The 21,549-nt window shown below is 62.6% G+C and carries 17 protein-coding genes; 5 read left to right on the top strand and 12 right to left on the bottom strand.

Annotated features, from left to right (window positions below; genetic code table 11):
- Positions 1-3: 3 nt before the first annotated feature.
- The gene (locus tag GL4_RS06250) at positions 4-2,970 is read right to left on the bottom strand and encodes a cytochrome P460 family protein (protein WP_082025522.1); all 2,967 of its coding nucleotides are present in this window, start codon (positions 2,968-2,970) and stop codon (positions 4-6) included.
- Between the two features lie 179 nt (positions 2,971-3,149).
- Here GL4_RS06250 and GL4_RS06245 point away from each other — a divergent pair, with 179 nt between their 5' ends.
- Positions 3,150-5,570 (top strand): hypothetical protein, encoded by a 2,421-nt coding sequence (locus GL4_RS06245; protein WP_045365716.1) that lies wholly within the window; start codon positions 3,150-3,152, stop codon positions 5,568-5,570.
- Between the two features lie 205 nt (positions 5,571-5,775).
- On the opposite strand, the gene GL4_RS06240 is transcribed toward GL4_RS06245, so the two are convergent.
- On the bottom strand, positions 5,776-6,429 hold the full coding sequence (locus GL4_RS06240) for a response regulator (RefSeq protein WP_045365713.1): 654 nt from the start codon (positions 6,427-6,429) through the stop codon (positions 5,776-5,778).
- Between the two features lie 90 nt (positions 6,430-6,519).
- On the opposite strand from GL4_RS06240, the gene GL4_RS06235 reads away from it, so the two are divergent.
- The gene (locus GL4_RS06235) at positions 6,520-8,523 is read left to right on the top strand and encodes a sensor histidine kinase (protein WP_208430902.1); all 2,004 of its coding nucleotides are present in this window, start codon (positions 6,520-6,522) and stop codon (positions 8,521-8,523) included.
- Between the two features lie 9 nt (positions 8,524-8,532).
- On the opposite strand, the gene GL4_RS06230 is transcribed toward GL4_RS06235, so the two are convergent.
- The 10 genes from GL4_RS06230 to GL4_RS06185 form a co-directional block, all read right to left on the bottom strand.
- Entirely contained in the window at positions 8,533-10,287 is a 1,755-nt protein-coding gene (locus GL4_RS06230) for a SulP family inorganic anion transporter (RefSeq protein ID WP_045365707.1), read from the bottom strand.
- Positions 10,288-10,297: 10 nt separating this feature from the next.
- Positions 10,298-11,977, bottom strand: coding sequence for a bifunctional protein tyrosine phosphatase family protein/NAD(P)/FAD-dependent oxidoreductase (locus GL4_RS06225; RefSeq protein WP_045365704.1), 1,680 nt, complete (start codon positions 11,975-11,977; stop codon positions 10,298-10,300).
- Between the two features lie 14 nt (positions 11,978-11,991).
- A complete protein-coding gene (locus GL4_RS06220; RefSeq protein ID WP_045369619.1) occupies positions 11,992-12,855 on the bottom strand; it encodes an MBL fold metallo-hydrolase in 864 nt (287 codons plus the stop codon).
- Positions 12,856-12,982: 127 nt separating this feature from the next.
- The gene (locus tag GL4_RS06215) at positions 12,983-13,192 is read right to left on the bottom strand and encodes a YgaP family membrane protein (protein ID WP_045365701.1); all 210 of its coding nucleotides are present in this window, start codon (positions 13,190-13,192) and stop codon (positions 12,983-12,985) included.
- Between the two features lie 100 nt (positions 13,193-13,292).
- Entirely contained in the window at positions 13,293-13,958 is a 666-nt protein-coding gene (locus GL4_RS06210) for a Crp/Fnr family transcriptional regulator (protein ID WP_045365698.1), read from the bottom strand.
- A gap of 228 nt (positions 13,959-14,186) precedes the next feature.
- The gene (locus GL4_RS06205; RefSeq protein WP_052464183.1) at positions 14,187-15,230 is read right to left on the bottom strand and encodes an adenylate/guanylate cyclase domain-containing protein; all 1,044 of its coding nucleotides are present in this window, start codon (positions 15,228-15,230) and stop codon (positions 14,187-14,189) included.
- On the bottom strand, positions 15,230-15,619 hold the full coding sequence (locus GL4_RS06200) for a DUF1987 domain-containing protein (RefSeq protein WP_045365695.1): 390 nt from the start codon (positions 15,617-15,619) through the stop codon (positions 15,230-15,232). Before GL4_RS06200 ends, GL4_RS06205 begins: the two co-directional genes overlap by 1 nt.
- A gap of 11 nt (positions 15,620-15,630) precedes the next feature.
- Positions 15,631-16,200, bottom strand: coding sequence for a SiaB family protein kinase (locus GL4_RS06195; RefSeq protein WP_045365692.1), 570 nt, complete (start codon positions 16,198-16,200; stop codon positions 15,631-15,633).
- A gap of 9 nt (positions 16,201-16,209) precedes the next feature.
- Entirely contained in the window at positions 16,210-18,660 is a 2,451-nt protein-coding gene (locus GL4_RS16630; RefSeq protein ID WP_052464181.1) for a PAS domain-containing protein, read from the bottom strand.
- A 77-nt stretch (positions 18,661-18,737) separates the two neighbouring features.
- A complete protein-coding gene (locus GL4_RS06185) occupies positions 18,738-18,977 on the bottom strand; it encodes a hypothetical protein (protein ID WP_045365689.1) in 240 nt (79 codons plus the stop codon).
- A gap of 279 nt (positions 18,978-19,256) precedes the next feature.
- Between GL4_RS06185 and GL4_RS06180 the strand changes: the two genes are divergently transcribed.
- The 3 genes from GL4_RS06180 to GL4_RS06170 all read left to right on the top strand — a co-directional run bounded on the left by GL4_RS06180 (position 19,257) and on the right by GL4_RS06170 (position 21,540).
- The gene (locus tag GL4_RS06180) at positions 19,257-20,129 is read left to right on the top strand and encodes a DUF2189 domain-containing protein (protein WP_082025519.1); all 873 of its coding nucleotides are present in this window, start codon (positions 19,257-19,259) and stop codon (positions 20,127-20,129) included.
- A gap of 123 nt (positions 20,130-20,252) precedes the next feature.
- Positions 20,253-20,690: a CBS domain-containing protein gene (locus tag GL4_RS06175; RefSeq protein WP_045365686.1), complete on the top strand. Its 438-nt coding sequence runs from the start codon at positions 20,253-20,255 to the stop codon at positions 20,688-20,690.
- A gap of 79 nt (positions 20,691-20,769) precedes the next feature.
- Entirely contained in the window at positions 20,770-21,540 is a 771-nt protein-coding gene (locus tag GL4_RS06170) for a cobalt-precorrin-6A reductase (RefSeq protein ID WP_045365683.1), read from the top strand.
- Positions 21,541-21,549 lie beyond the last annotated feature (9 nt).

The raw sequence follows: 21,549 nt of genomic DNA, 5'->3' as shown, positions 1-21,549 counted from the left end.
AGTCTAACGAGAGGGCTTCGCGGTCACCGACGCGAGACGCAGCTTCCAGTCTTCGAGAAGCGTCCCGTCGAGATTCAAGTGGCTCGCTATGTAGTAAAGACGCTGTGTCGCCGGCATATGCGGTGCGGTCTCAAAACGTTGGCGCAGCCAATAGGGCGGAATGGACTGGTAGAAAAGCGTTGCGCGAACGCTCACCTTGTCGGGGTCCGTCCCCTCGGGCAGAGAGATCTCGTATCGTATACGGTCCCTCCCCTTGCCGTCGGTATAGTCCGGGTCGCGTATGGCATCCTGACCGGGATGCGTAGCTTCGATATAGTATTCGAGCTCGGCGTAGCGATCGGGGAAAGGCCCGCGCAGCTGCCAGCCCAACGGCAAGAGCCGATTGTCTTTCACGTGCTTGTGGCGGCGAATGAAGCTGGTCGTGAAGTCGCCCTTCGTGTCCTGGATCAGTTCTTCGTAGATCTGCACTTGGTCTTGCCGCGAGATCACTTCGTGATGAGGCTGATACTGCTCTTTCCCGTCCGCATCGCGGTCGAAGAACTCAGTGGGCAGAACGTTGCCGTCGCCATCGACGATCGCGCCGACGGTATTCGTCCTGCCGGAGCTCCACAGAGTGCGCTCCCCATCCACGCCATCCTCAACGACCAGAAGCTCGAGGAACGCGCGCCGGAAACCGACCCCGCTCGGGAATCGATGCCCTGCTTTGTTGGTGACGTCCACGTCGACGGTGAGACTGTTGGCGCCGTCGAACGCCGCTTGAACTTCGAGATCGACCGTATTGTCGCGCGCCTGCTGGACGTAGCCCTCGAGGGCTTGCGAAAGCCCTTTGGCGCCCGTCATGAAATCGTCCTTGCGAACGCCGAGCATGCCGTTGAACTGCTCGAACATCATCAGGAGCGTGGCATTGAGGCCGCGAAATTTGTGACGGCTGATGCCCTCCTCGCGATAGCGGACGTTGATGCCGTCGGCTTCGACCAGGTGGTCGGCCTCCGGGTGGGTGTGGTCCTGAACGGAAGCGATGCGTCCTTGTAAACGTTGGACATGGATCTTGCCGTCGGCGCTCGTGAAGCCTTCCGGCATATGACACCCCTGACAGCTTTGCGCATGCTGGGGCGTCTTGTTGAACTCGGGATACTCGTCTTGATAAGCGCTATTGAGCCATTCGAGATAGGTCGCCTGCTCGATCGTGTGTTTGAACGGTCGGAATAGGGCGTCGTTCGGCAGATCGTCGAGCATGGTCCGTTGATCGGGCGGAATCGGCTGATCCACATTAGGGAGATTGACCGTGTGGCATGACCCGCATAGGCGCGAACTCTTGATGAAGGGATCGTGCTTGGGTGTCAGCCCGAGCGCATTCTTCATGGGCTCGGCGGCAATGTCGTCCTCCTTCAGAGGCCCGTAGATCTCGCCCAGTTCGCCCCTCGGCAGGCGGCCTGTCGTGACCTCTGTCAGGTAGGCGCGCAACTTGCCGATATCGGCCGAGGCGAACTTGTCCGACCGGGCACTGTGACATAGCGCGCAACTCACACCGTCGCGGCCGAGCGCACCGTATTTGTAATACGGGTCGTCGCGGTGGTCTTCGGTGAGAAACAGGTACTCCCGTTTGAAAAGGGGATCGAGGTCCAGCGTCTCGGCGTCGCGGCTGAGCTGCCGCTGCCCCATGGGCGCATGACAGCTGAAGCACAGATTCTCCAAATGGCGCACATAGGTCTTGCCCTTTTCCGGGTCCGAAGAGAACTGTTTCTCGAGGAGCGAAATCTCACTGTCGAGTTGCGCGTGAAAAATGGGATCGCGGCCGGCGAGCCCCATGGGCGACCATCGCCATTCGCCGTAATGTGAGAGATTATAGCCATCGCCGTATTCAGGGCTCAGCGCAATGAACAGGTTGGGACCCGACAGGCCCTGGCTATTCAGACCCCCGTGACAGCTCATGCATTGATCGGAGGTGACAAAGCCCGGCTTGCCCTTCCCTGGCGCGACCACGCGATCTCCAGTCTCTTTGGGGAGGAGTTGCAGCGGCGCGTCTTTCGGAAAGCGTCCGGGCGAGAACAGGGCGATGAACTCGGGATTCGGCGACCCGAGCCGCGGGGGCGCCTTGCCGAACTCGGAAAGTCCGTGCCCCGCCATCCTATGAGAGCCCCTTTGGGTGTTCTTCGGCTCATGGACATGAGGCGCCGCCACCGCGCCCTCGCGCCATGAGTCATCGACGCGGTAGCGGATCGGTTCGCCCGGAAAGCCCTTGATGTTGCGCGTAGTCGAGAAGGTCGACTGATGCTTGGCCGATGCGTGGCAGCGAACGCAGTATTGGCCAAAGCCCGCATCGGGGTAGTTCAAGTGCACCAAGGGCTCATTGTGGGCCTGATCGCCCGATCGGCTGAACTCGGCCCAGTACCAGCCGTCCTTGGCGCCGGCGGCGTCCCGGACCATGACGGTCCAGTTGGAGAGCTTGTCCACGACCTCATCTTCGCTCAGCCCTTCGTAGCGGGCCGCGGGCGGCGGGAACATCTCTTTGACGATGATGGCGCCATCGGGCATCGGCGATTCCCGGTTGCCGGTGATCCACGCCATGGCCTCAGGCGAATAGTAGACTCGCACCGCGGGATGAGTGCCGTAATAGACCCCGTCGATAAAAGGCCCCGTGTCGCGGACGAGATTCCCCGCCGTCTCTTTGTCGACGCACCAGCCCAGATTCACATAGCGCCGGTCTTTCACGAAGGCCTTGAGCCGGGACTCGTAATCATCCTGCGGAAGACTTGTCGGAAGAGGCAGGCCCGAAGACTTCGCATTGGCACAATAACTGGGGATTGCTCGATGCTGAGACTCCGCCGCCTGGGTCGCGGGCCCGGCGGCCATCAAAAGACCGGCCACGAGAAGCGCGCGCGCGCCGAGCCGGATCGGGCTCCGTAAACCCCGGGCCCTCGCGGCACCCGCACCGAGCATAGAATGTGTGGCACCCGTTCTCTGGCTCATACGAGTCCTATGCCTCGCATCGCACGACACGATTCCGTCATGCGAGCCAGGACTGTCAGCTCACCTCGCCCGGAACGATCATCCGTTACGCGCGACCACAGTCAAGCGCTGACGCCCCTGTTTTCATGCCCAACCATATTGTAGCCTGCCCACGGGACGCACTATCTGGCGTGAGGCGCATGGCAACCGCAAAGAAAAAGGCTACTCCGACCGCCCGTAAGCGCGCGGCAAAGCCGAGGCGCCGCTCGACGCCGGCGGCGGCTGCAGCCGCACCGCCGCCTGCCGCACCGGCGCGGCGCTGGTATGAACACCCGCTCCTGAGTCCTGTCGTTTGGACGGTCATCGGCGGGGCCCTCACCCTGATTTGGGCGTTCGGCGAGGGGCTTTACCAGGAGTACAGGGACGAGGTGATGTGGGCCCCGGAACCCTTCCTGGGCGACCGCGTGGGGATTCTCCTGGCACGTCTGGAGAACGATCCTGGCAACGAGTACGCCTCTCGCGTCCGCAGCGCGTTGGAACACCAGTTTCCGATCAACGCGGATGGAAGCGCGAGCGTCGAAGTCAATCTCTATCCCAAAAAGCTGGAACTGCCGGAGCATGGCCGCCTGTCGGAGAACATTATCCAGGCCAACGCCCAAGGTCGCGAATGGCTCAAGGAACAGAAAGCCGACCTGCTGATCTGGGGCCGGGCTCTGCCGACGGCAAAGATGCTCGAGCTGCGCATCCTGACCCGCGAACCGCAGGTTCAATCCCGAGCGGCTCAACCCGAGTTGTACCCTATCAAGATTCCGAGCGAATTCTCCGAGCAGATCGGCAGTGCCCTGGCGGGCATGGTCGCGGGCGCCGGAGCGAGCGCCTGGAGTCAGCGTGGCGGCTATCTGTCGCCGGGCCGGGCGCAGGACCTCTATGCGCGGATGGCGCGCCTCAAGACGCTGCAGAGCGAGCTTCCGGATTCGCTCGACGACGAAACGCGCGCCGAACTCAACAAGAACATCAAAATGGCACGTGCGCAGATCGGCGGCGCGCTGTTGGCTGACGGAAACAGCTCCCTGGCCATGCAGGTCCTGACCGACCTCTTTCCGAACCAAGACGCTGAGAAGGACCAAAGCCTTCTCACCACGCAGCCCTTCCTCGCCGCAGAGATCATCGCCGACGTCGTCTCACAGTTCTCGGCGGTCGTGGATCAGATGAGTCCCGACGACGCAGCCACGATCATGTCCCTGGTCGATCAGACCTCCCGGACCTTCGACGAGGGGTACGCGGACGGCACGTTCGGCAAGGTCGAGTACGCGTATCTCACGGGTCTGCTGGCGAAACTGGCCGGTGATATCGAGACCTTCGCTGGCCAGAACGACGAGGCCGAGAAGAGCTACGCCACCGCCTCGGAGAAGTTCGAGACCGTACTCGCCGAGCTGCCGGCGACGCATGACGCGCTGTCCCGCGCGCGCGTTCAAAGTTACTTGGGTGAAGCCCAGTTGGCGCTTGCCCGGCTGTCTCCACGCGAGGAAGCCGAGACACTATTGGACGCCAGCATCGCGAACTTTACCGATGCCCTCGATGCGGTGTCGCCCGAGGCGGCGCCGCGCGACGCCGTGCGCTTCGGGACTTTGATGGCGACTGCGGAACTCGCGCGGGCCGAATGGGACGTGGATGCAGCCGCGCTGAAGCGGAGCATCGAGCACATGCAGGCCGTCCTTCCCGTACTCGAAACGCATGGGCGCGACGACGAAGCAGACGGTATTTCCATTCAACTGGCGGCGCTGTTGTTCTCGGACGCCGTTTTCGCTTCGGGCGTTTCGGGGGCGGAGAAGAGCCTTGCGCTCGTGGATGACCTCAGCGCGTCGCGGCTGGACAGACCCGCACCCGCGGCAGCCTGCGCGTCGATGGCCGGCGAGGATCGGGCGAACTGCATACAGTTTCAAGAGGGCTTGGCTGTACAGGAAGAGGCCGCGCTAAAGCGGGGCGCCTGCATGGGACACCTTGCGGCGGGCTATCGATTCGATCCCAAAGGCGACCGGCTGTCGCCGACGGCCATGGCGCACTTGAAGCAGAGCTTCGAGGCCTGCGAAGCGGCCGCGAACATCATGCTTGAACTCGGCAATTTGGCAGGCTTTGCAGAGGCGAAGCTGTACCTCGCCAACGGTAAGCGCGTCGCTGGCGAGCGCAACAAGAATGCGAGCCAACTCCGGGACGCTATTGCCGCGGCTGAGGCGGCGCAGGAGAAGCTTGCTGCGATCGATCTGCCCGACCTGAAGGCGCAAACCGAGTTGGCGAAAGCGGGCGCCTTGAGCGAGCTGGGCGCACTCGAAGGGGAGCCAGACCTTTTGCGCGAGGCCAAGCAAATGCAACTCTCCACCCTGCCCGTCTATACGGGCAAGGATTTCGCCGTGCAGCGGACCTATGCGGAGGTGCAGCTTGCCCAGACGCTGACGGACCTCGCGGCGCTCGAGCGAACGGACGATGAACTCGACGAGGCCGCCGATCTGCTCGCCAACGCACAGAAGCGCTACGCCGACGGGGGCGCCACCCTGGCCGCCGCCGATGCGGCTCGGGAACTCAAGAAAACCCAAGAGGTCCGCGCCAAGCTGGCCACGAACTAACGCGCCGAATAACGACTAGCGTCCCGACATCTGCCGCGCGCGGCCCCGCCCACTTCATATAGGGGATCCACCCTATCGCACCGGCCCCAGCCTCGCTTTAGCCTCTTCTCAATTGAAGCTGCGATCCCTTTACAGAGAGCGCTCCAAGCCCGTCCAAGAATGGACCACGAGACCGAAGCATGGAAACGTCCCCGCAATGGCCGAATCACAGCTGATCCGACCCTTCGAGGAGCCCCTCGCGCAGCGCGTAGGTCAGAAGCTCCGCGATGGAGTGCACGTCGAGCTTGCGCATGAGGTTGGTGCGATGATTGTCGACGGTTTTCAGACTGACGCCCAGGCGGGCCGCGATCTCCTTGTTCGAAAGGCCCGTCGCGACGAGGCTGAGAATCTGCCGCTCGCGCGCCGTCAGGCTGCTCGCCGGCGTCCCCTCTTCCAGAAGAGTCACGATCTCGGGCGCGATCACCTTCCCTCCACTCAGGATGACGGAAACGCTGTCTTTCAGCTCGTCGGGATCGCCGCGCTTGGCGAAGAGTCCATCGACGCCAGCCGTGACCAACTCGCTGAGAAGACCGAGCGAGGTCAGCCCCGTAAAGACGATGACGCGCGTCTCGGGGCTCCAGCGCCGCACTTCTTCGTAGATCTCGAGGCCTTGCGCGTATGGCATGGCCATGTCCAAGGTCAGAAGATCCGGCTTGTGCTGGCGCACCAGGCTGATTGCTTCAAGGCCGTCCTGGGCCTCGGCGACAATAGAGATACCGTCCACGGACTGAAGGATTTGCTTGATGCCGTCGCGCAGCAATTTGTGGTCGTCCGCAACGATCGCGGTTGCGCTGACTTTCGGTAACCCGTCATGAGCCATTCCCACACCCCCCGCTCAGCGCACCGGCAAGCCGCAATCACGCAGCGCCCGCAACTATACCGCCATTGGTCCTGGCAAGCCTGCCTCATTTTGTTAGCAGGGCTTCTGGGTGCGGCTCAAGCATGGGCGGACCCCGACACGCCCTTGCAGCTTCAGCGCACGGACTTTCATGCCGACTTGGCGCCGCATGTTCGCTACCTGATCGATGGCGAGCACGCACTCAGCGCCGAGCAAGCCCTCGATCTCGTCTCGACCGACAGATTCAAGCAAATCGAGACGACCATCGTGGATTTCGGATTCACCAAAGCCCGGTTTTGGCTGTGGGCCGAGGTGGAGAACGCTTCGGATGAGGCGGGCACGTGGAAGCTCTTGTTGAGCAATCCCCTGTCCGATGCGCTGGCGGTCTACGTCGTTCCGGAAACCGGCGACGGGTTCGGTGCGCCGGTCGAGATCCTGTCTCATACGCTTGACGAGCCGTTCGCAGCGCGCGAGCTGGCCTATCGCAACCACGTCGCGACGTTCCGGCTCGGCGCGCACGAGCGCGCAGGACTGCTGATCGCCTATGCCTCGAAGGCCGCGACGCAACAGATCCTTTCTGTCGAGAGCCCCGACTACTTCTTCGCGCAGGTCGACCAGGAAGATATGCACAACTTCCTGGTTCTGGGGCTGCTGCTCGGCATGACGCTTGTCAGCGTCATCTATCTCACGGCGCTACGCTCACGGGCCGCGCTGTACTACGGCGTATATATCTGCGCGGCCGCTCTCTACCTCTTCCAGACGGACGGGTACGGCTTCCAGTTTCTGTGGCCCAAATCGCCGGCGTGGAATTCCATGGCGGTGATTCCGATCGGCGCCCTCTGGGCCGCCAGCGGTCTGCAATTTGCCCGTTCGTTCGTGGATGCGCCGAATAACCACCCGACACTGAACACACTCTTTCTTGGCGGCCTTGTTGCGTCCGGCCTGATGTTCGCGTCGTCTTTCTGGCTGTTCGAAGCGTCCTGGTTCAAATTCATCGCGCTCGCGCTCGCCGTCTATTGCACATCGCTCTACGTTGCTGCAGGCGTCGCCGCGGTCCGGCGCGGCCAAGCGGGCGGACGCTTCTTTCTCGCCGGTGCTCTCATCGTCGTTGCGCCGATCCTGGTCGGTCTGGTGAGCTATGCGTTGCCCGGCCAGTTTTCGCAGGACATGATCGGACACGGTGCGCGCTACGCACTCGGCCTGGAAGGGACCGCATTCGCTCTCGCCATCTTCGCGAACCTTCTCGGTATTCGCCGCGAACGCGACGAGGCCATGCGCCGCGAAATCGTCGAGACCAAGGAGAAGCTGGCGGCGGTCGAGGCGCTCCAAGAGGCCAGGCAGAAACATGCACGCGCGGTGCAGCTGGCGGAACGGCGGCGCGATCAGCTCGCGACTACCGCGCACGACATCCAGCAGCCCCTCGCCTCCTTGCGCATGGCGTTGCGGCAGATGGAAACTCTCGCGGGCCTCGACCGCGACAAGATCGCCGGAAGCCTGTCCTATCTCGATCAGTTGATCGACCGGAACTTGAAAGACACCCGGCCCTCGACGGTGGACGACGGCCATGGCGAAATGGACGACCCCCACGCGAGCTTTGCGGCGGCTACGCAAGACAAGCCGGCGGCGGAGGACTTTCCAGTTTCCGTGGTCCTAGGAAACGTGGCCCGAATGTTCGAAGCCGAGGCGCACGAGAAAGGTTTGGGCTTTCGCATGGTTCCCAGCAGCCTCCACGTGACCGCCGATCCGATTGGTCTCATGCGGATCGTCAGCAACCTCGTGTCCAACGCAGTGAAGTACACCGACCAGGGACGCATCCTGCTCGGCTGTCGGCGAGAGCAGGACCGCGTTCGCATCGAAATCCGCGATACGGGCCCCGGCATGACACAGGAAGAAGCCGGCCGCCTGCTCAAGCCTTACCAGAAAGGCGAGACCGGCGGCACGGGGCTCGGTCTTGCCGTCGTCTCACGGCTCGCGCGCGAACAAGGTTTCAGCTTTGACGTAACCTCGACGCCAGGGCGCGGCTCGGTTTTCACAGTATCCGTGCCGCGCAGCGGGACTCAGAACGCGGCGACCTGAACGGCAGGATCAGCAAGCGGCGGCCATGGCACGACCAACCGGTTCGACAGGACGACCGGAGACGGCCACCCAGGCGTCGTATTGGGACAGGAACACGCGACCGTTGAGGTGCTGCAGGAGGTGGGACGTTTGCAGCCGGTCCATCACGGGGCCCTTCACCTCGGAAAGGTGGAAGCCGACGTTCATGTCGGTGAGGCGTTCGTTGATCGCCTCGAGGCTTTCGAGGGCCGAGTAGTCGACAGCGTTGACCGCCGAGAACATCAGGACGACGTTGCGGATGGCGCAGCCCTCGGTCACCCGTTCCAAGATCAGGGTTTCGAGAAAGCGTGCGTTCGCGAAGTAGAGGCTCTCGTCGACACGGAGCATCAGCACGGTGGGGTCGGTCTCGACGTCGTGCCGGTTGATGTTCCGGAAATGCTGCGTTCCGGGCACGAGGCCGATCTCCGCCACGTGCGGCCGCGACGTCTTGTAGAGATGCAGCAGAACCGAGATGGCGACGCCGGTCGCGACGCCGATCTCGACGCCCAGCAACAGCGTGAGCACGATGGTCGCGGCGACGGCGGAGAAGTCGGACTTCGAGTAGCCCCACGTCTTCTTGAGGATGGACAAATCGACCAGGCTCAGTACGGCGACGATGATGGTCGCGGCCAAGGTGGCCTTGGGCAGGAAGTAGACGAGCGGCGTGAGCGCGACGGCGGCGATCGCGAGGCCGACGGCCGTGTATGCGCCCGCGGCGGGCGTTTCGGCGCCCGCGTCGAAGTTCACCACCGAGCGTGCAAAACCGCCGGTCACCGGATAGCCGCCCGTGAAAGCCGCGCCGAGATTGGCGGCACCGAGGCCGATCAGCTCCTGATCCGGATCGATGTGCTGGCGCTTCTTGGCAGCGAGTGTCTGGGCGACCGAGACGGACTCCACGAAGCCGATGATCGATATGAGGACGGCGGGGATGGCGAGATCGGCAATCAGGCCGGGCGAGAGCCCCGGCATGGTGAGCGGCGGCAGGCTTTGCGGCACCTCGCCCACGATGGACACGCCCTGGCTGCTCAAGACGAACGCCCAAGTGATCAGCGTCGTCAGGACGACCGCCGCCACGGGGCCGGCCTTGGTGATGAGGTCGGACAGCTTCGGCCCGCACCCCAGCGAGCGCAAGAGCGGCTTTAGTCCTTTACGCACCCAGAACAGAAACGCGATGGCTCCGGCGCCGATGGCCAAGGTGATGAGATTGGTCTCACCCAGATGCGTCACGAGCGAGCCGATCATCTCGGGCAGCGTGTGGCCGCCCGCTTCGACGCCGAGGATGTGCTTGAGCTGGCTGCAGGCGATCAGGATGCCCGAGGCGGTGATGAAGCCGGCGATCACCGGGTGGCTAAGGAAGTTCGCCAGAAATCCCAGCCGCAGGATACCGAGTGTCAGCAGGAAGCCGCCCGACAGAAGTGCGAGGGTCAAGGCCGCGACCGCGTATCCTGCCGTGCCTTGCTCGGCCACCTGACCGACGGCCGACGCCGTGAGCAGCGACACGACGGCGACGGGACCGACGGCCAGGGCGCGTGAGGTCCCGAAAATCGCATACAGAATGATCGGCACGATCGAGGCATAGATACCGGCTTCCGGCGGCAGGCCGGCAAGCAGCGCATAGGCCAGCGACTGCGGGATCAGCATGATCGTTACGATCACCGCCGCGACCAGGTCGTTCGAGAATGCGGCCGCGTTGTAGGTGCGGCCCCAGTCGAGCACGGGAATGAACTTGCGGAGCCGAGCGATCATTTTTCGCGGGTCACTTCGCGGCCACCGACAGCCGCTCGGGCTTGGCCATCCACTCCTTGCCCTTGAGCATGGCCCACCAATAAATCGGCGGCAGCATCTTCTCCTTCAGAATCCAGGCTGCCCGCGAGGGCTTCGTGCCGTCGATGAAGAATTTCGGGAAGCTAGGCTTGAGCGCACCGCCATAGCCGAACTCGGCCAGCACGATCTTGCCGCGCTCCACCGTGAGGGGGCACGAGCCGTAGCCGTCATACTGCGCCACCGCGGAGCCGCCAGCGATATCGGCGACGATATTCTCGGCAACCGTCGGCGCTTGCTTGCGTGCGGCCGCCGCCGTCTTCGCGTTGGGCGCGTTCATCACGTCGCCCAGACTCCAAATGTTGTCGTAGGTCTTGTGCCGCAGCGTCGTCTGATCGACATCGACCCATCCGGCTGCGTCCGCGAGCGGCGACACCCGGATGAAGTCGGGCGCCGTCTGCGGCGGACACACATGGATCATGTCGAAATCCATGGTCACGGTCGACGGCTCGGCGTCCGGCTTGGCGACTTTGAACGTCGCTGTCTTGGCCGAGCCATCTATGGCGACCAGATTGTGGAAGAAGTTCAGCGTGGCGTGGTATTTCTCGATGTAGTCCATGAGCGCCGGGACATAGTCCTTGACGCCAAACAGGACGCCGCCCGCGTTGTTGAACTGGATATCGATGTCTTTCAGAACGCCGCGGCGGTACCAGGCGTCACCCGACAGATACATCGCTTTTTGCGGCGCGCCCGCACATTTGATCGGCATCGGCGGCTGGGTGAAGATCGCGCGGCCCTTATTCATCCGCTGCACCAGCTCCCAGGTGTAGGGCGCCAGGTCGTAGCGATAGTTCGACGTGACGCCGTTGCGGCCGAGTGTCTCCTCGAGACCCTCGACGGCGCCCCAGTCGAGCTTGAGTCCGGGACAGACGACGAGACGGTCGTATTTGACCACACGACAGCCGTCGAGAATGACCGCATCGTTCTCGGGCTCGAAGGCGGCAACCGCGGCCTTGATCCAGTGAACCCCGCGGGGAATGAGCGAGCCCATGGTCTTGGCCGTATCTTGCGCTTCGAAGACGCCGCCGCCGACCATGGTCCAGCCTGGCTGGTAATAATGGATCTCGGCGGGATCGATGATCGCGATGTCGAGTTCGGGACTGCGCACATGCAGGCTGGAGGCGACGGCAATGCCGCCTGCCCCGCCGCCGACTATGACAATGTCGTATTTGGCATCGCCGGTGTCGGTTGGTGTCTTGCCGCCATTGGCGATGCGCCGGGCGACGCCGTTCATGTCGTAGCCCGCCGCCTTGGCCGCCGTCAGGATGTCGGCCATGGGCATCGCCTTGGACTGACTCAGCGACCACAACGTCACCGAACGCGTGCCGGTGCGGCAGTAGGCGAAGACGGGTCCCGGAAGCTCACGGAGGGCCGCGCCGAAGGCGACGGCATCGTCGTCCTGGACGAGCCCGGACTTGACCGGCAGATAGCGCGCTTCGAGTCCGGCCGCGTCAGCGGCCTCGTGGATTTCCTCGAAGGTCGGCTGATCGGCGCCTTCGCCGTCGGGCCGGTTGCAGACGATCGAGCGGAAGCCCTGCGCTTTGAGTTCGGCGACATCGGCCGGGGTGATCTGGCCGCTGACCGACAGCGCTTCTGAAATGCGTTTCAGTTCCATATCCGCCTCTCCGACTATAGCCCGTTAACCGGGACCTTGAGCATCGGCTTGCCGTCCTTGTCCTTCGGCACCTCGCCGCCGCGCATGTTCACCTGGAGCGAGGGAATGATCAGCCGGGGCATGCCGAGCGTTGCATCGCGCTCGGTGCGGAACTTGATGAAGTCCTCCTTGGTCTTGCCTTCGCCGACATGGATGTTGTTCTTCTTCTCTTCGGCGACTGTGGTCTCCCAGGCATAGTCTCGTCCGCCCGGCGCATAGTCGTGGCACATGAACAGCCGCATCTCGTCCGGCAGGCTCAGCACCTTCATGATCGAGTCGTACAGCGTGCCGGCATCCCCGCCGGGGAAATCGGCGCGGGCCGAACCGCCATCCGGCATGAACAAGGTGTCGCCCACGAACGCGGCATCGCCCATGACGTGCACCATGCAGGCCGGTGTGTGGCCGGGCGTGTACATGGCGAATGCCTGCAGGTTGCCGATCATGTACGTGTCGCCATCTTCGAACAGCGCGTCGAACTGGCTGCCATCGCGCTGGAACTCGGTGCCCTCGTTGAAGAACTTTCCGAAGGTCTCCTGCACGACCATGATCTTGGAACCGATGCCGATCTTGCCGCCGAGCGCCTGCTGGATGTACGGCGCCGCCGACAGATGGTCGGCATGGGCATGAGTCTCGATGATCCACTCGAGCTTGAGGCCACGCTCTTTGATGCGGGCGATGATCGCGTCAGCACTGTCATGGGTAATGCGGCCGGCCGCGTAGTCGAGGTCCATGACGCTGTCCACTACGGCGCAGGAGTCGGATGTCGGGTCCTTCACGATGTAGCTGATCGTGTTCGTCGGCTCGTCGAAGAAGGATTCAACTTCCGGATGGACGGTCATGTCGATCGGGTAGTTCGTCACGAGAGTAGTCCTTTCCAAGATAGGTGCCCGGACCCGGCCGGCTGGGGCGACCCCGCGCGCTTGTGGTAGCGCCGGGACATCCAGCCACCGCCGGCCTCACCGGTCTTCAGGCACACGTCCTCAGGCCAAAAATGCTGTAAACGGGGCAGACGCGAACGACGGCCACGATCAGCATCACCACCCCAAGAATGGCCGTGCCGTACTTCCAGACCGGGCTGTCGGCGAGCGGCAGACCGCTGAAAAACGCGAACCACAGCAATCCAATGCCCAGTGCGGCGCGGAAAATCCGGTCGATTGTGCCGACATTCGCGGTCATGGCGGAGCCCTTCCAGGGTTGAGTTCGCCAGGAATTTACCGGGTCGGGTGGGGACTGTCGGTGATGTAGTCACATACGCCCCAACCGGGGCGTGAAAACGTCAGGCGGAGGCGGCCAGCCGCTCCAGGGCCTGTGGGTCACTCAACGAAACGTGTCCCCGTGAGAGGCGGATCCAGCCGCGCTTTTGGAACTCGCTGAGCTGGCGCGAAATCACCTCCCGGGCCGTGCCGAGCTCGGTCGCAAGCTGCTGGTGGGTGACCTCAAGCTCTCCGGAGCCTCCCGCAAGCCCCACAAGCCGGTCCGCCAGACGCACGTCGATCTTGCCGAAAGCCACCTCGTCGATGACGCGAAACAGGTCCGTGATGCGCCGCGCATAGGCCGCGAAGACGAAAGTGCGGAACTGCGGCGAGGTAGCCGCGAGCTCGTCGAAGACCGCCCTTGGGATCGCCACGGCGGTGACATCCGTCTCCGCCACCCCCTCGGCCGCATAGGCCTCGTGCGCGAGGAGGCAGGCGGTGGTCAGGACGCAGCTTTGTCCGGCCTCGACCCGGTAAAGCACGATTTCCCGCCCGCTTTCGGAGGTCTGCGACACCTTCACCGTGCCTTCGACCAGAAGCAATAAGTTGTCCGGCTCCAGTCCGGGGCCGAAGACCTTGGTGCCGCCCGGAACCTTCACGATCTGACTGCGGCTCACCAGCACGTCCTTGATCGGAGCTGGGAGACGGCTCAATCCCTCGAAACGCTCGATCCAATCAGCGTCTTTCATCGAGAATGCTCTCTCCTAATCGCTCGCGCCGCTCGGCAGTCTTCCGGACAGGCACTATAGCTTTTTATCGTCGTTTAAGGTCCGCGACAGCACACCCTTTCGCCCTACTCGAGGCGGGCGCAGCCGCGGTCTTAATAGACATTTGCCTCAGAGGCGAGCGGTTATCCCCGCACTGATCTCGCCCCCATTGTCGCTGCGATCGGGACGGCACAACTGGCGCCGCAGGCACTACGGCTTGAGCCGCTCGATGATGGCCTGCAGCGCTTCGATGGCCTCGGTACGCTCGCGCTTCTTCAGGTCGAGCAGCACTTTGAAGCCATCCTGCTCCTCACGGATGACGGATCCCTCGCGCTCAAGGTCCTCGTAAAGCCCGAGCACCTTGTAGCAGCGGAGCGGTTCGGCGAATCCCTTGACCTTGATCGGCTCGCGCTCCTCCACGTCCACCTCGTCCTTCACCAGTGCGTAGGTCTCGTGGCCGATCAGAATGCTGTCCGTGTCGGCATGGAACTCCAGACGCGCGGTGGCGTTCACGCAACTGCCGATGATGGTGTAGTCCATACGCTCGTCGCCGCCGAAATTGCCCACGGTGACGTAACCGGTGTTGATGCCCATGCGCAGGTGAAACGGCTCCGTGGCGCCGAGCTCCAGCCATTCCGTATGGAGTTCGCTCAAGCGCCTGAGCATTGCGAGGGCCATGCGTACACAGGCGCAGGCATCCTCCTTGATGCCCTTCGACTGGGGATCGCCGAAGAACACCATGATGGCGTCGCCGATATATTTGTCGATGGTCGCGCCGTACTCGAGCGCGATGTTGGTCATTTCCGTGAGATAGCGATTGAGCAGGTTGGTGAGGTCCTCGGACTCCAGCCTGTCCGTCGTCTCGGTGAAATTCATGATGTCGGAAAAGAAGATCGTCAGCTTCTTGCGGCTGGAGGCGATTTCGACGCTCTGCTCGCCGGTAAAGATCGAGTGGTAGATCTGAGGCGACAAATATTTCGACAGCTTGGTTGCCAGCGCGTTCAGCTCTTTGTTCTTTTTGGCGATGACCGCGTTGGCTTCTTGCTGCTCCTTGCTCAGCGCGTTGAGCTGTTCCTCATTGCGGTCACTCAAACGCATCAGCCGCCGCGTGGTGCGAAACAGCTTCTGATAGTCCTTGAGCAGACCTTCGTAGAGCTTGCTGTCTTCGACTTCGGCGAAACGGCCGTCCTCGAGGAGCTTCTGCGCCTCGGCGATAACCTTCTCTTCGCCCGAGAAGAGATCGTCCGAAGGCATCAGCCGGCCATCTTCTCGAGATGGAACACGGCGCTCTCGAGGTCCTCGCCGAATTCCTCGCCCAGCTCCTGCATCGTGTCGTCGTTAGTGTCGTAGAACCAGTAGACATCCACGTCGGCGCCGTTCTTGGCGGCATCCTCGAGCTTGTCCATCAGCATCATCACGGCCTTGGCGCTGGAGCTGTTCAGATAGATGAGTTCGAAGTCGAAACGGCAACGGCCCTCGCCCAGCGAACCGAGATAGTCGTCGAGCGCGTTGAAGACCGGCCGGTAAAACTCGGTCACGTCCTCCGGATACGACTCGCCGGACAGCTTCAGGTGATTATTTGCGTAGTCGAAGACCACGGCCGGCGTGCGGGAGGTCTGCTCAATGTTCAAAGGATCGCGCATCAATTCGGACCTCAGATCGTCGCTCTCAAGGCAAAGAAGACGTAGTCGCCATCGACATTGGCGAAGTCGTACTCGATGGGTTTCGAGGCACGCCGCGCGATTTCCGTGAGACCGAGACCGGCCCCCTTGCTGCCTTGCTCGGGTTCGGCGCGAAGCTGTTCCTTGTAGAGAATCTTCAGGTCGTTTTTGCTCATATTCCTTATCTTTTCAAGACGTTCCTCAAGCCGCGCAACGTCCGCTTTCCGCACAAGATTGCCGGCGCAGACCACGTAGTCGCCGCCCTCGCGCCCGATCGTGAGGATGCCGTAACGCATCTCCATGAGTGCGCCCTTCTCATCTGCAGGTGGGAGTTCCTGCCGCGCCTTTTCGGCAGAGTAGCGGATGATGTTCTGCATCTGCTCGACGAACACGGCGAAGACACTCCGCAAAGTCTTGGTGTCGGCATCGTCGATGGTGAGTTTCTGCTTGAGCGCCTCGCCGACGCCGGACAACACCGGTTCCGTCACATAGCCGCTATAGGCGAAGATCACGCCTTGCTGATGCAGCATCGACCGCAAATCCATCAACTGGCCGGCTAGCATAGAGGCCTCCTAGGCATGAGGGATGAAGCCCAAAACCGTCAGATCGTCGCGCCGCCTCTGATCGCCTTGAAACTTCTCGAAGGCGTCGCGCAGCTTTTCTTCCTGCTCATTCATTGGAGCATCGCGCAGTTCATGCAAGAGGTCGCGGAACCGCTGTTTGCCGAAGGCGCGGCCGCGCGGTCCCCCGATCTGCTCGATAAGCCCATCGGTCGTGAGGTAGAACGCGTCGCCTGAACCATACGCGAACGTGGTGTTCGTGAATCTCGTGTCTGGCCGATAACGCCGGTAGCCGAGGCCCTCGCGATCGCCTTTGATCTCGATAACGCCTTCGCGATTTGACCGCCACAGAGAGAAGCGGGCACCGGCGAATGTTATCTGTCGTTTGCTCAGGTCGACGAAACAGACTCCAGCTTCCAGCCCGTCGTCGGTTTCGCCCTGCTGCTCATCCTGGCCGAGCAAACTCTGCACGCCCTGATGCAGGCCGGACAGCACGGCGCTCGGGCCGCCGGGCGCATCGCGTACCGTGCGATCGAGCAGACCCCAGGCGATCAGAGTCATAAAGGCGCCAGGCACGCCGTGACCCGTGCAATCGCCGACCATGATCGCATGGCCGTCTTCAACGGGCTGGAACCAGAAGAAGTCGCCGCCGACGATGTCCCGCGGCTCCCAAATGAGGAAGTGATCCGCCGCGATGGCTTCGAGCTCGCGCCGTGCGGGAAGAACCGCTGACTGGATACGGCTGGCATAATGCAGGCTCTGCAGGATGAGGTGGTTCGCCGCCGCGGCGCGGCGCTCGCTCTCCTTGATGTCGGTGAGATCGCTATAGACGGCCACCGTGCCGCCGGTCTCCGTGCGGCGCTCGCTGATCTGCAGCCAGCGGCCGTCCGACCGGCGTTGAAGAATGGGCTCGCCGGGATATCTGTGCTCGTCGAGGCGCTGGCGGAGCCAGCCTTCCTCACGCCCCTTGGCATCGGCGATAAGGCCATGGGCGACGGCTTCGCGCAGGATCGTCTCGAAGGCGGTGCCGGGCGCGGGCGGTCCGTCGCCGGCGTCGAACAGCTCGCCATATTTCTGATTGCCCAGGACGAGACGGTCCTCGGAGTCGTAAAGAGAGAATCCTTCCGAGATCGTCTCGATGGCGTCGGTCAGCCGTTGCTCGCGCTCCTGAAGGGCGGCTTGCTCGGCCGTCTTGCGCTCCGTCACCTCGGACCAGGAGCCAATGACTTCGAGCGGGACACCGTTGCGGTCCTTGATGAGCGTCTGCTCGTCGCTGACCCAGCAATAGGTGCCGTCGGCCTTGCGGAAGCGATATTCCGAGACCCTGCGCCCCACGTCGAACAGCTCCGATTGACCGGCCTCGATCGCCGGGAGGTCGTCGGGGTGGACGTGGGAGCGCCAGAAATCCGCCTGTTTCAAATAGTCGTCGGGTTCGTAACCCAAGACGCGCTTGATGTTGCCGCTGACAAATGTTGGCGCGAAGCTCCCCGTCGCGCTGAAGCTATAGACCACGGCCGGAGCGCTGTGGAGCATCAGGTCGAAACGGGCGCGCGCCGCATTTTCGGCCTCTTCGGCCGTCTTGCGCGCGGAAATGTTGGTCCAGGAACCGACAATCTCGACGGGTTCACCGTGCTCGTCGCGTAGCAAATATTGCTCGTCGCTGACCCAGATATACTTGCCATTGCGTTTGCGGAACCGGTATTCGGTGGCCTGGCGCCCCTTGTCGAAAATCAAAGCGCCTTCAGCTTCGACGTCTGCGAGGTCGTCGGGGTGGACGTGGGAGCGCCAAAAGTCCGCATGCTCCATGTATTTCTCCGGGCAATAGCCCAGGAGCCGTTTGATATTCTCGCTGACGAAGGTAGGCGCGTAGTCATCGCGCGCCTTGAAACTGTAAATGACGGCCGGGGCCGCCTCGAGAAGTGTCGAGAGGCGGGCCTGTGTCGCGTCTTCCCGCGCCTCGGCGCTCTTACGGGCGCTGATGTCGCTCCAGGACCCGACTACTTCACTCGGCGCTCCTTGTGCGTCGTAGATCAAGTGCTGCTCGTCGTTCACCCAGCGATAGGTGCCGTCCTTGTGACGGAAGCGGTATTCGACGGTCAGTTCACCCGTCTCGAAGAGAGTCTCGAGATCGGCATCGAGGCGCTCGAGATCGTCGGGATGAACGCGCTCGCGCCAGAAGCCGGGATTGCCGAGATAATCCGCCGGCGCATAGCCGAACAGGCCTTCGATATTGTCGCTCACAAAGGTGGGCGCAAAGTCATCGCGCGCCTTGAAGGAGTAGAGCACCGCAGGCGAGGCGGAGAGCAGCCGCGCGGTTCGCGCCGAGGCATCCGCGTTTCCGCCGTCTGCCGTCTCAATCAAGGCCTTCTCGATCGCGGCGGTCACCTCGGCGGGGTCCGCGCCAGGGATCAGCAAAGGTTCCAGCGCGGCGGCGGCGCGAGCGGCAGTGTCTTTCGACGTCATGGCTAGGCTGTATCAGATCACGGCAGGGTTGTCGTCATTCTCGCCCGGGTTGCAGGGTGTGCCGTTGTCCACGGGCGTTAGGCTATCTGGTACTTCGCTTTGAAACGGCAGATCTCATCCCACACGTCCGGGGATACGGACTGCGCGGTCACGCGGGCGAATATCCGGCTGAGCATGTCCCGCTCCTGATCGTCCACAGTTCCATCCTCAAGCGCGAGTTTTTCGAGCATGGCCAATTCCTGAGCGTCAATCGTTCCGTCGTTGGCAAATACGTACAGGAACGAGTACTGCATGATGGCGTTCGCATTAGACGTCACCGCGTCTCCTCCTTTTTATCGGTCGGGCTGTCTCCAATCGGCTGCCCGCAGAAAAAATCAAAGCCAACACAGTGGCTTGGCGGGTATTCGACCCTATCCGAGTCGCCGAGACATGGAAATACGAGACCGCCGCGCGGCTACCGCGTCGCAGCACGACTTGCGGCAGGAAAAGGAGTATAATTGCGCATCTCGACGCGGTTCGCCTGCGGGCACGCGATCTGGCAAGTCATCGGGGGGTGATCCGCTCCCGCTCGGACCAATTTCATGGGAGGAGCGACGATGGCCGACGCACAACACATCAGAAATCCGATCGAATGGGTTTGGGATCACGTAGCCGATGCCGCGGTCTCGATGCAATCGGTCGGGCACGCGCTGCTGGGGAGCGCCAAAGCGCGCAACGCCCCCTTACCGAAGGTGCGCCGCATTGGCGTCGCCGATGTCCGTGACGCCCTAGCAAAAGGTATCGACGACTTCGAGGCGTATCGGAGTGACGTCATCTTCCTCGTCCTCGTCTACCCGGTGATTGGGCTCCTGCTCGCCTGGCTGACTGTCGGCAACAACGCGCTGCCGCTGCTGTTTCCGCTCGCGTCCGGGTTTGTGCTCATCGGTCCCGTGGCAGGATTGGGCCTATATGAGATGAGCCGCCGCCGTGAGAAAGGCACTGCCATTAGCTGGGGCGACGCGTTCGGTGTCGTTCACGCGCCGGCGTTCGGCGCAGCCGTATTGTTGGGGCTAGGACTTCTTGGGATTTTCGCGCTCTGGCTCTCCGCGGCATACGCCATATTTTACTTCACCCTCGGTCCCGAGCCGCCGGTTTCCGTCGCCGCCTTCGCGAGCGACGTTTTCACTACGACCGAGGGCTGGTGGATGATCGTCGCCGGTATGGGCGTCGGTTTCCTTTTCGCGGTGCTGGTTCTGACGATTAGTGTCGTGTCATTTCCGATGCTGCTCGACCGCGATGTCGGACTCTACAGAGCCGTCATCACCTCTGTCCGCGCGGTGGCCAAGAATCCAGTCACCATGGCGGTATGGGGCCTTGTCGTTGCGGTCAGCCTGGCTATCGGATCGCTGCCGGCCTTCATCGGCCTGATCGTCGTGATGCCGGTACTCGGACATGCAACCTGGCACTTGTACCGCAAGGTGGTGGTCTGACCGGGCCAACTCTGATGCGCCAACCGTTTATTGCCGAGGACATTCGATATGAGCAAATCCGCAAACGACGGCCTTATGGCATTGCATGCTTCGTGTGGTTCCACGATGCCAAATGGTAGCGGGATGACTTTGGTGAAGCACATTCTCGACATCAAGGGACACGATGTTCATGTCATTCATCCTAACGCCAAGGTGTTCGACGCCCTGCGGATGCTCGCAGACAACGACATCGGGTCGCTGGTCGTGATGGAAGGGGAGAAGCTCGTCGGCATCATCACGGAGCGGCACTACGCGCGCCAGATCGCGCTGTTGGGCCGGACCTCGTCGGACACATTGGTCGGCGACATCATGTCGACGCGCGTTGCCTGTGTCCGGCCCGACAATACCGTCGAAGACTGCATGGCGATCATGACCAAACGAGGCGTTCGGCACTTGCCCGTGCTGGAGGGAGGACGCGTCGTCGGGATCGTATCGATCGGCGACATGGTCAACTCCGTCATCAGCGACCAGCAATTCGTGATCGAGCAACTGGAGCACTTTATCCACGGCGAACGTAGTTGAACGGCCTGGGCCGGTAGCGGCAATGGACAGGCACCCCTGCGATGGGGCAGTCTCCGCCGCAAACCGACCAGGACCGAACATGAAGATCCTCATTCTCGGAGGGACCACGGAGGCGCGCCAACTCGCCGGCGCGCTCGATTCGCGCGGTGACGCTGAGATCATTTTATCACTGGCCGGCCGCACGGCCGCGCCCCGCGCCCAAGGCGTACCGACACGTATTGGCGGGTTCGGTGGCGCCGACGGTCTTGTCCGCTTCATCGAAGCGGAAAAGATCGGCATGCTGATCGATGCGACCCACCCTTACGCGGATCAAATCTCGTTAAACGCAGATCAGGCGGCACGCGAGACGGGCGTCCTGTTTCTGGCGCTACGACGTCCGCCTTGGATGGCTGTACCGGGCGATACATGGACAGAGGTCGCTACGGTCGCCGATGCGGCGGCGACTTTGGGGCAGCACCCGGCCCGTGTGTTTCTCGCTCTCGGCCGCAAGGACATCGCGCCGTTCGAAAGCGCGCCACACCACGCCTATCTCCTTCGCAGCGTCGATCCCATCGATCCGCCGCTCACCGTTCCGAACGCTGTCTATGTGACCGCGCGCGGGCCGTTTAGCGAAGCGGGCGACCGTCTTCTTCTGCAGCAGCATGGCATAGAGTTTATCGTGTCCAAGAACAGCGGGGGCGAGGCGAGCTACGGCAAGATCGCCGCGGCGCGGGCCCTCGGTATTCCGGTCGTGATGATCCAGCGTCCGGCCCTGCCCGAAGCGCCGTCGGCGGCGACTGTCGGAGAGGCTCTTGCATGGTGCGACCATGCGCTCACCGTGGCGCCCGCGCTTCGAGCAGCGAAACATTGACCGTTGTCC

The organism is Methyloceanibacter caenitepidi (assembly GCF_000828475.1).
Classification (GTDB): Bacteria; Pseudomonadota; Alphaproteobacteria; order Rhizobiales; family Methyloligellaceae; genus Methyloceanibacter; species Methyloceanibacter caenitepidi.
This window is presented reverse-complemented; position numbering and strand designations above follow the sequence as displayed.

What these genes read in the sequence shown, in the direction of transcription:
- GL4_RS06175 (WP_045365686.1), top strand. Translation starts at nt 20,253, where the DNA reads ATGACTTTGGTGAAGCACATTCTCGACATCAAGGGACACGATGTTCAT.
- GL4_RS06250 (WP_082025522.1), bottom strand. Translation starts at nt 2,970, where the DNA reads ATGAGCCAGAGAACGGGTGCCACACATTCTATGCTCGGTGCGGGTGCC.
- GL4_RS06230 (WP_045365707.1), bottom strand. Translation starts at nt 10,287, where the DNA reads ATGATCGCTCGGCTCCGCAAGTTCATTCCCGTGCTCGACTGGGGCCGC.
- GL4_RS06245 (WP_045365716.1), top strand. Translation starts at nt 3,150, where the DNA reads ATGGCAACCGCAAAGAAAAAGGCTACTCCGACCGCCCGTAAGCGCGCG.
- GL4_RS06195 (WP_045365692.1), bottom strand. Translation starts at nt 16,200, where the DNA reads ATGCTAGCCGGCCAGTTGATGGATTTGCGGTCGATGCTGCATCAGCAA.
- GL4_RS06215 (WP_045365701.1), bottom strand. Translation starts at nt 13,192, where the DNA reads ATGACCGCGAATGTCGGCACAATCGACCGGATTTTCCGCGCCGCACTG.
- GL4_RS06210 (WP_045365698.1), bottom strand. Translation starts at nt 13,958, where the DNA reads ATGAAAGACGCTGATTGGATCGAGCGTTTCGAGGGATTGAGCCGTCTC.
- GL4_RS06240 (WP_045365713.1), bottom strand. Translation starts at nt 6,429, where the DNA reads ATGGCTCATGACGGGTTACCGAAAGTCAGCGCAACCGCGATCGTTGCG.
- GL4_RS06170 (WP_045365683.1), top strand. Translation starts at nt 20,770, where the DNA reads ATGAAGATCCTCATTCTCGGAGGGACCACGGAGGCGCGCCAACTCGCC.
- GL4_RS06225 (WP_045365704.1), bottom strand. Translation starts at nt 11,977, where the DNA reads ATGGAACTGAAACGCATTTCAGAAGCGCTGTCGGTCAGCGGCCAGATC.
- GL4_RS16630 (WP_052464181.1), bottom strand. Translation starts at nt 18,660, where the DNA reads ATGACGTCGAAAGACACTGCCGCTCGCGCCGCCGCCGCGCTGGAACCT.
- GL4_RS06180 (WP_082025519.1), top strand. Translation starts at nt 19,257, where the DNA reads ATGGCCGACGCACAACACATCAGAAATCCGATCGAATGGGTTTGGGAT.
- GL4_RS06200 (WP_045365695.1), bottom strand. Translation starts at nt 15,619, where the DNA reads ATGCGCGATCCTTTGAACATTGAGCAGACCTCCCGCACGCCGGCCGTG.
- GL4_RS06220 (WP_045369619.1), bottom strand. Translation starts at nt 12,855, where the DNA reads ATGACCGTCCATCCGGAAGTTGAATCCTTCTTCGACGAGCCGACGAAC.
- GL4_RS06205 (WP_052464183.1), bottom strand. Translation starts at nt 15,230, where the DNA reads ATGCCTTCGGACGATCTCTTCTCGGGCGAAGAGAAGGTTATCGCCGAG.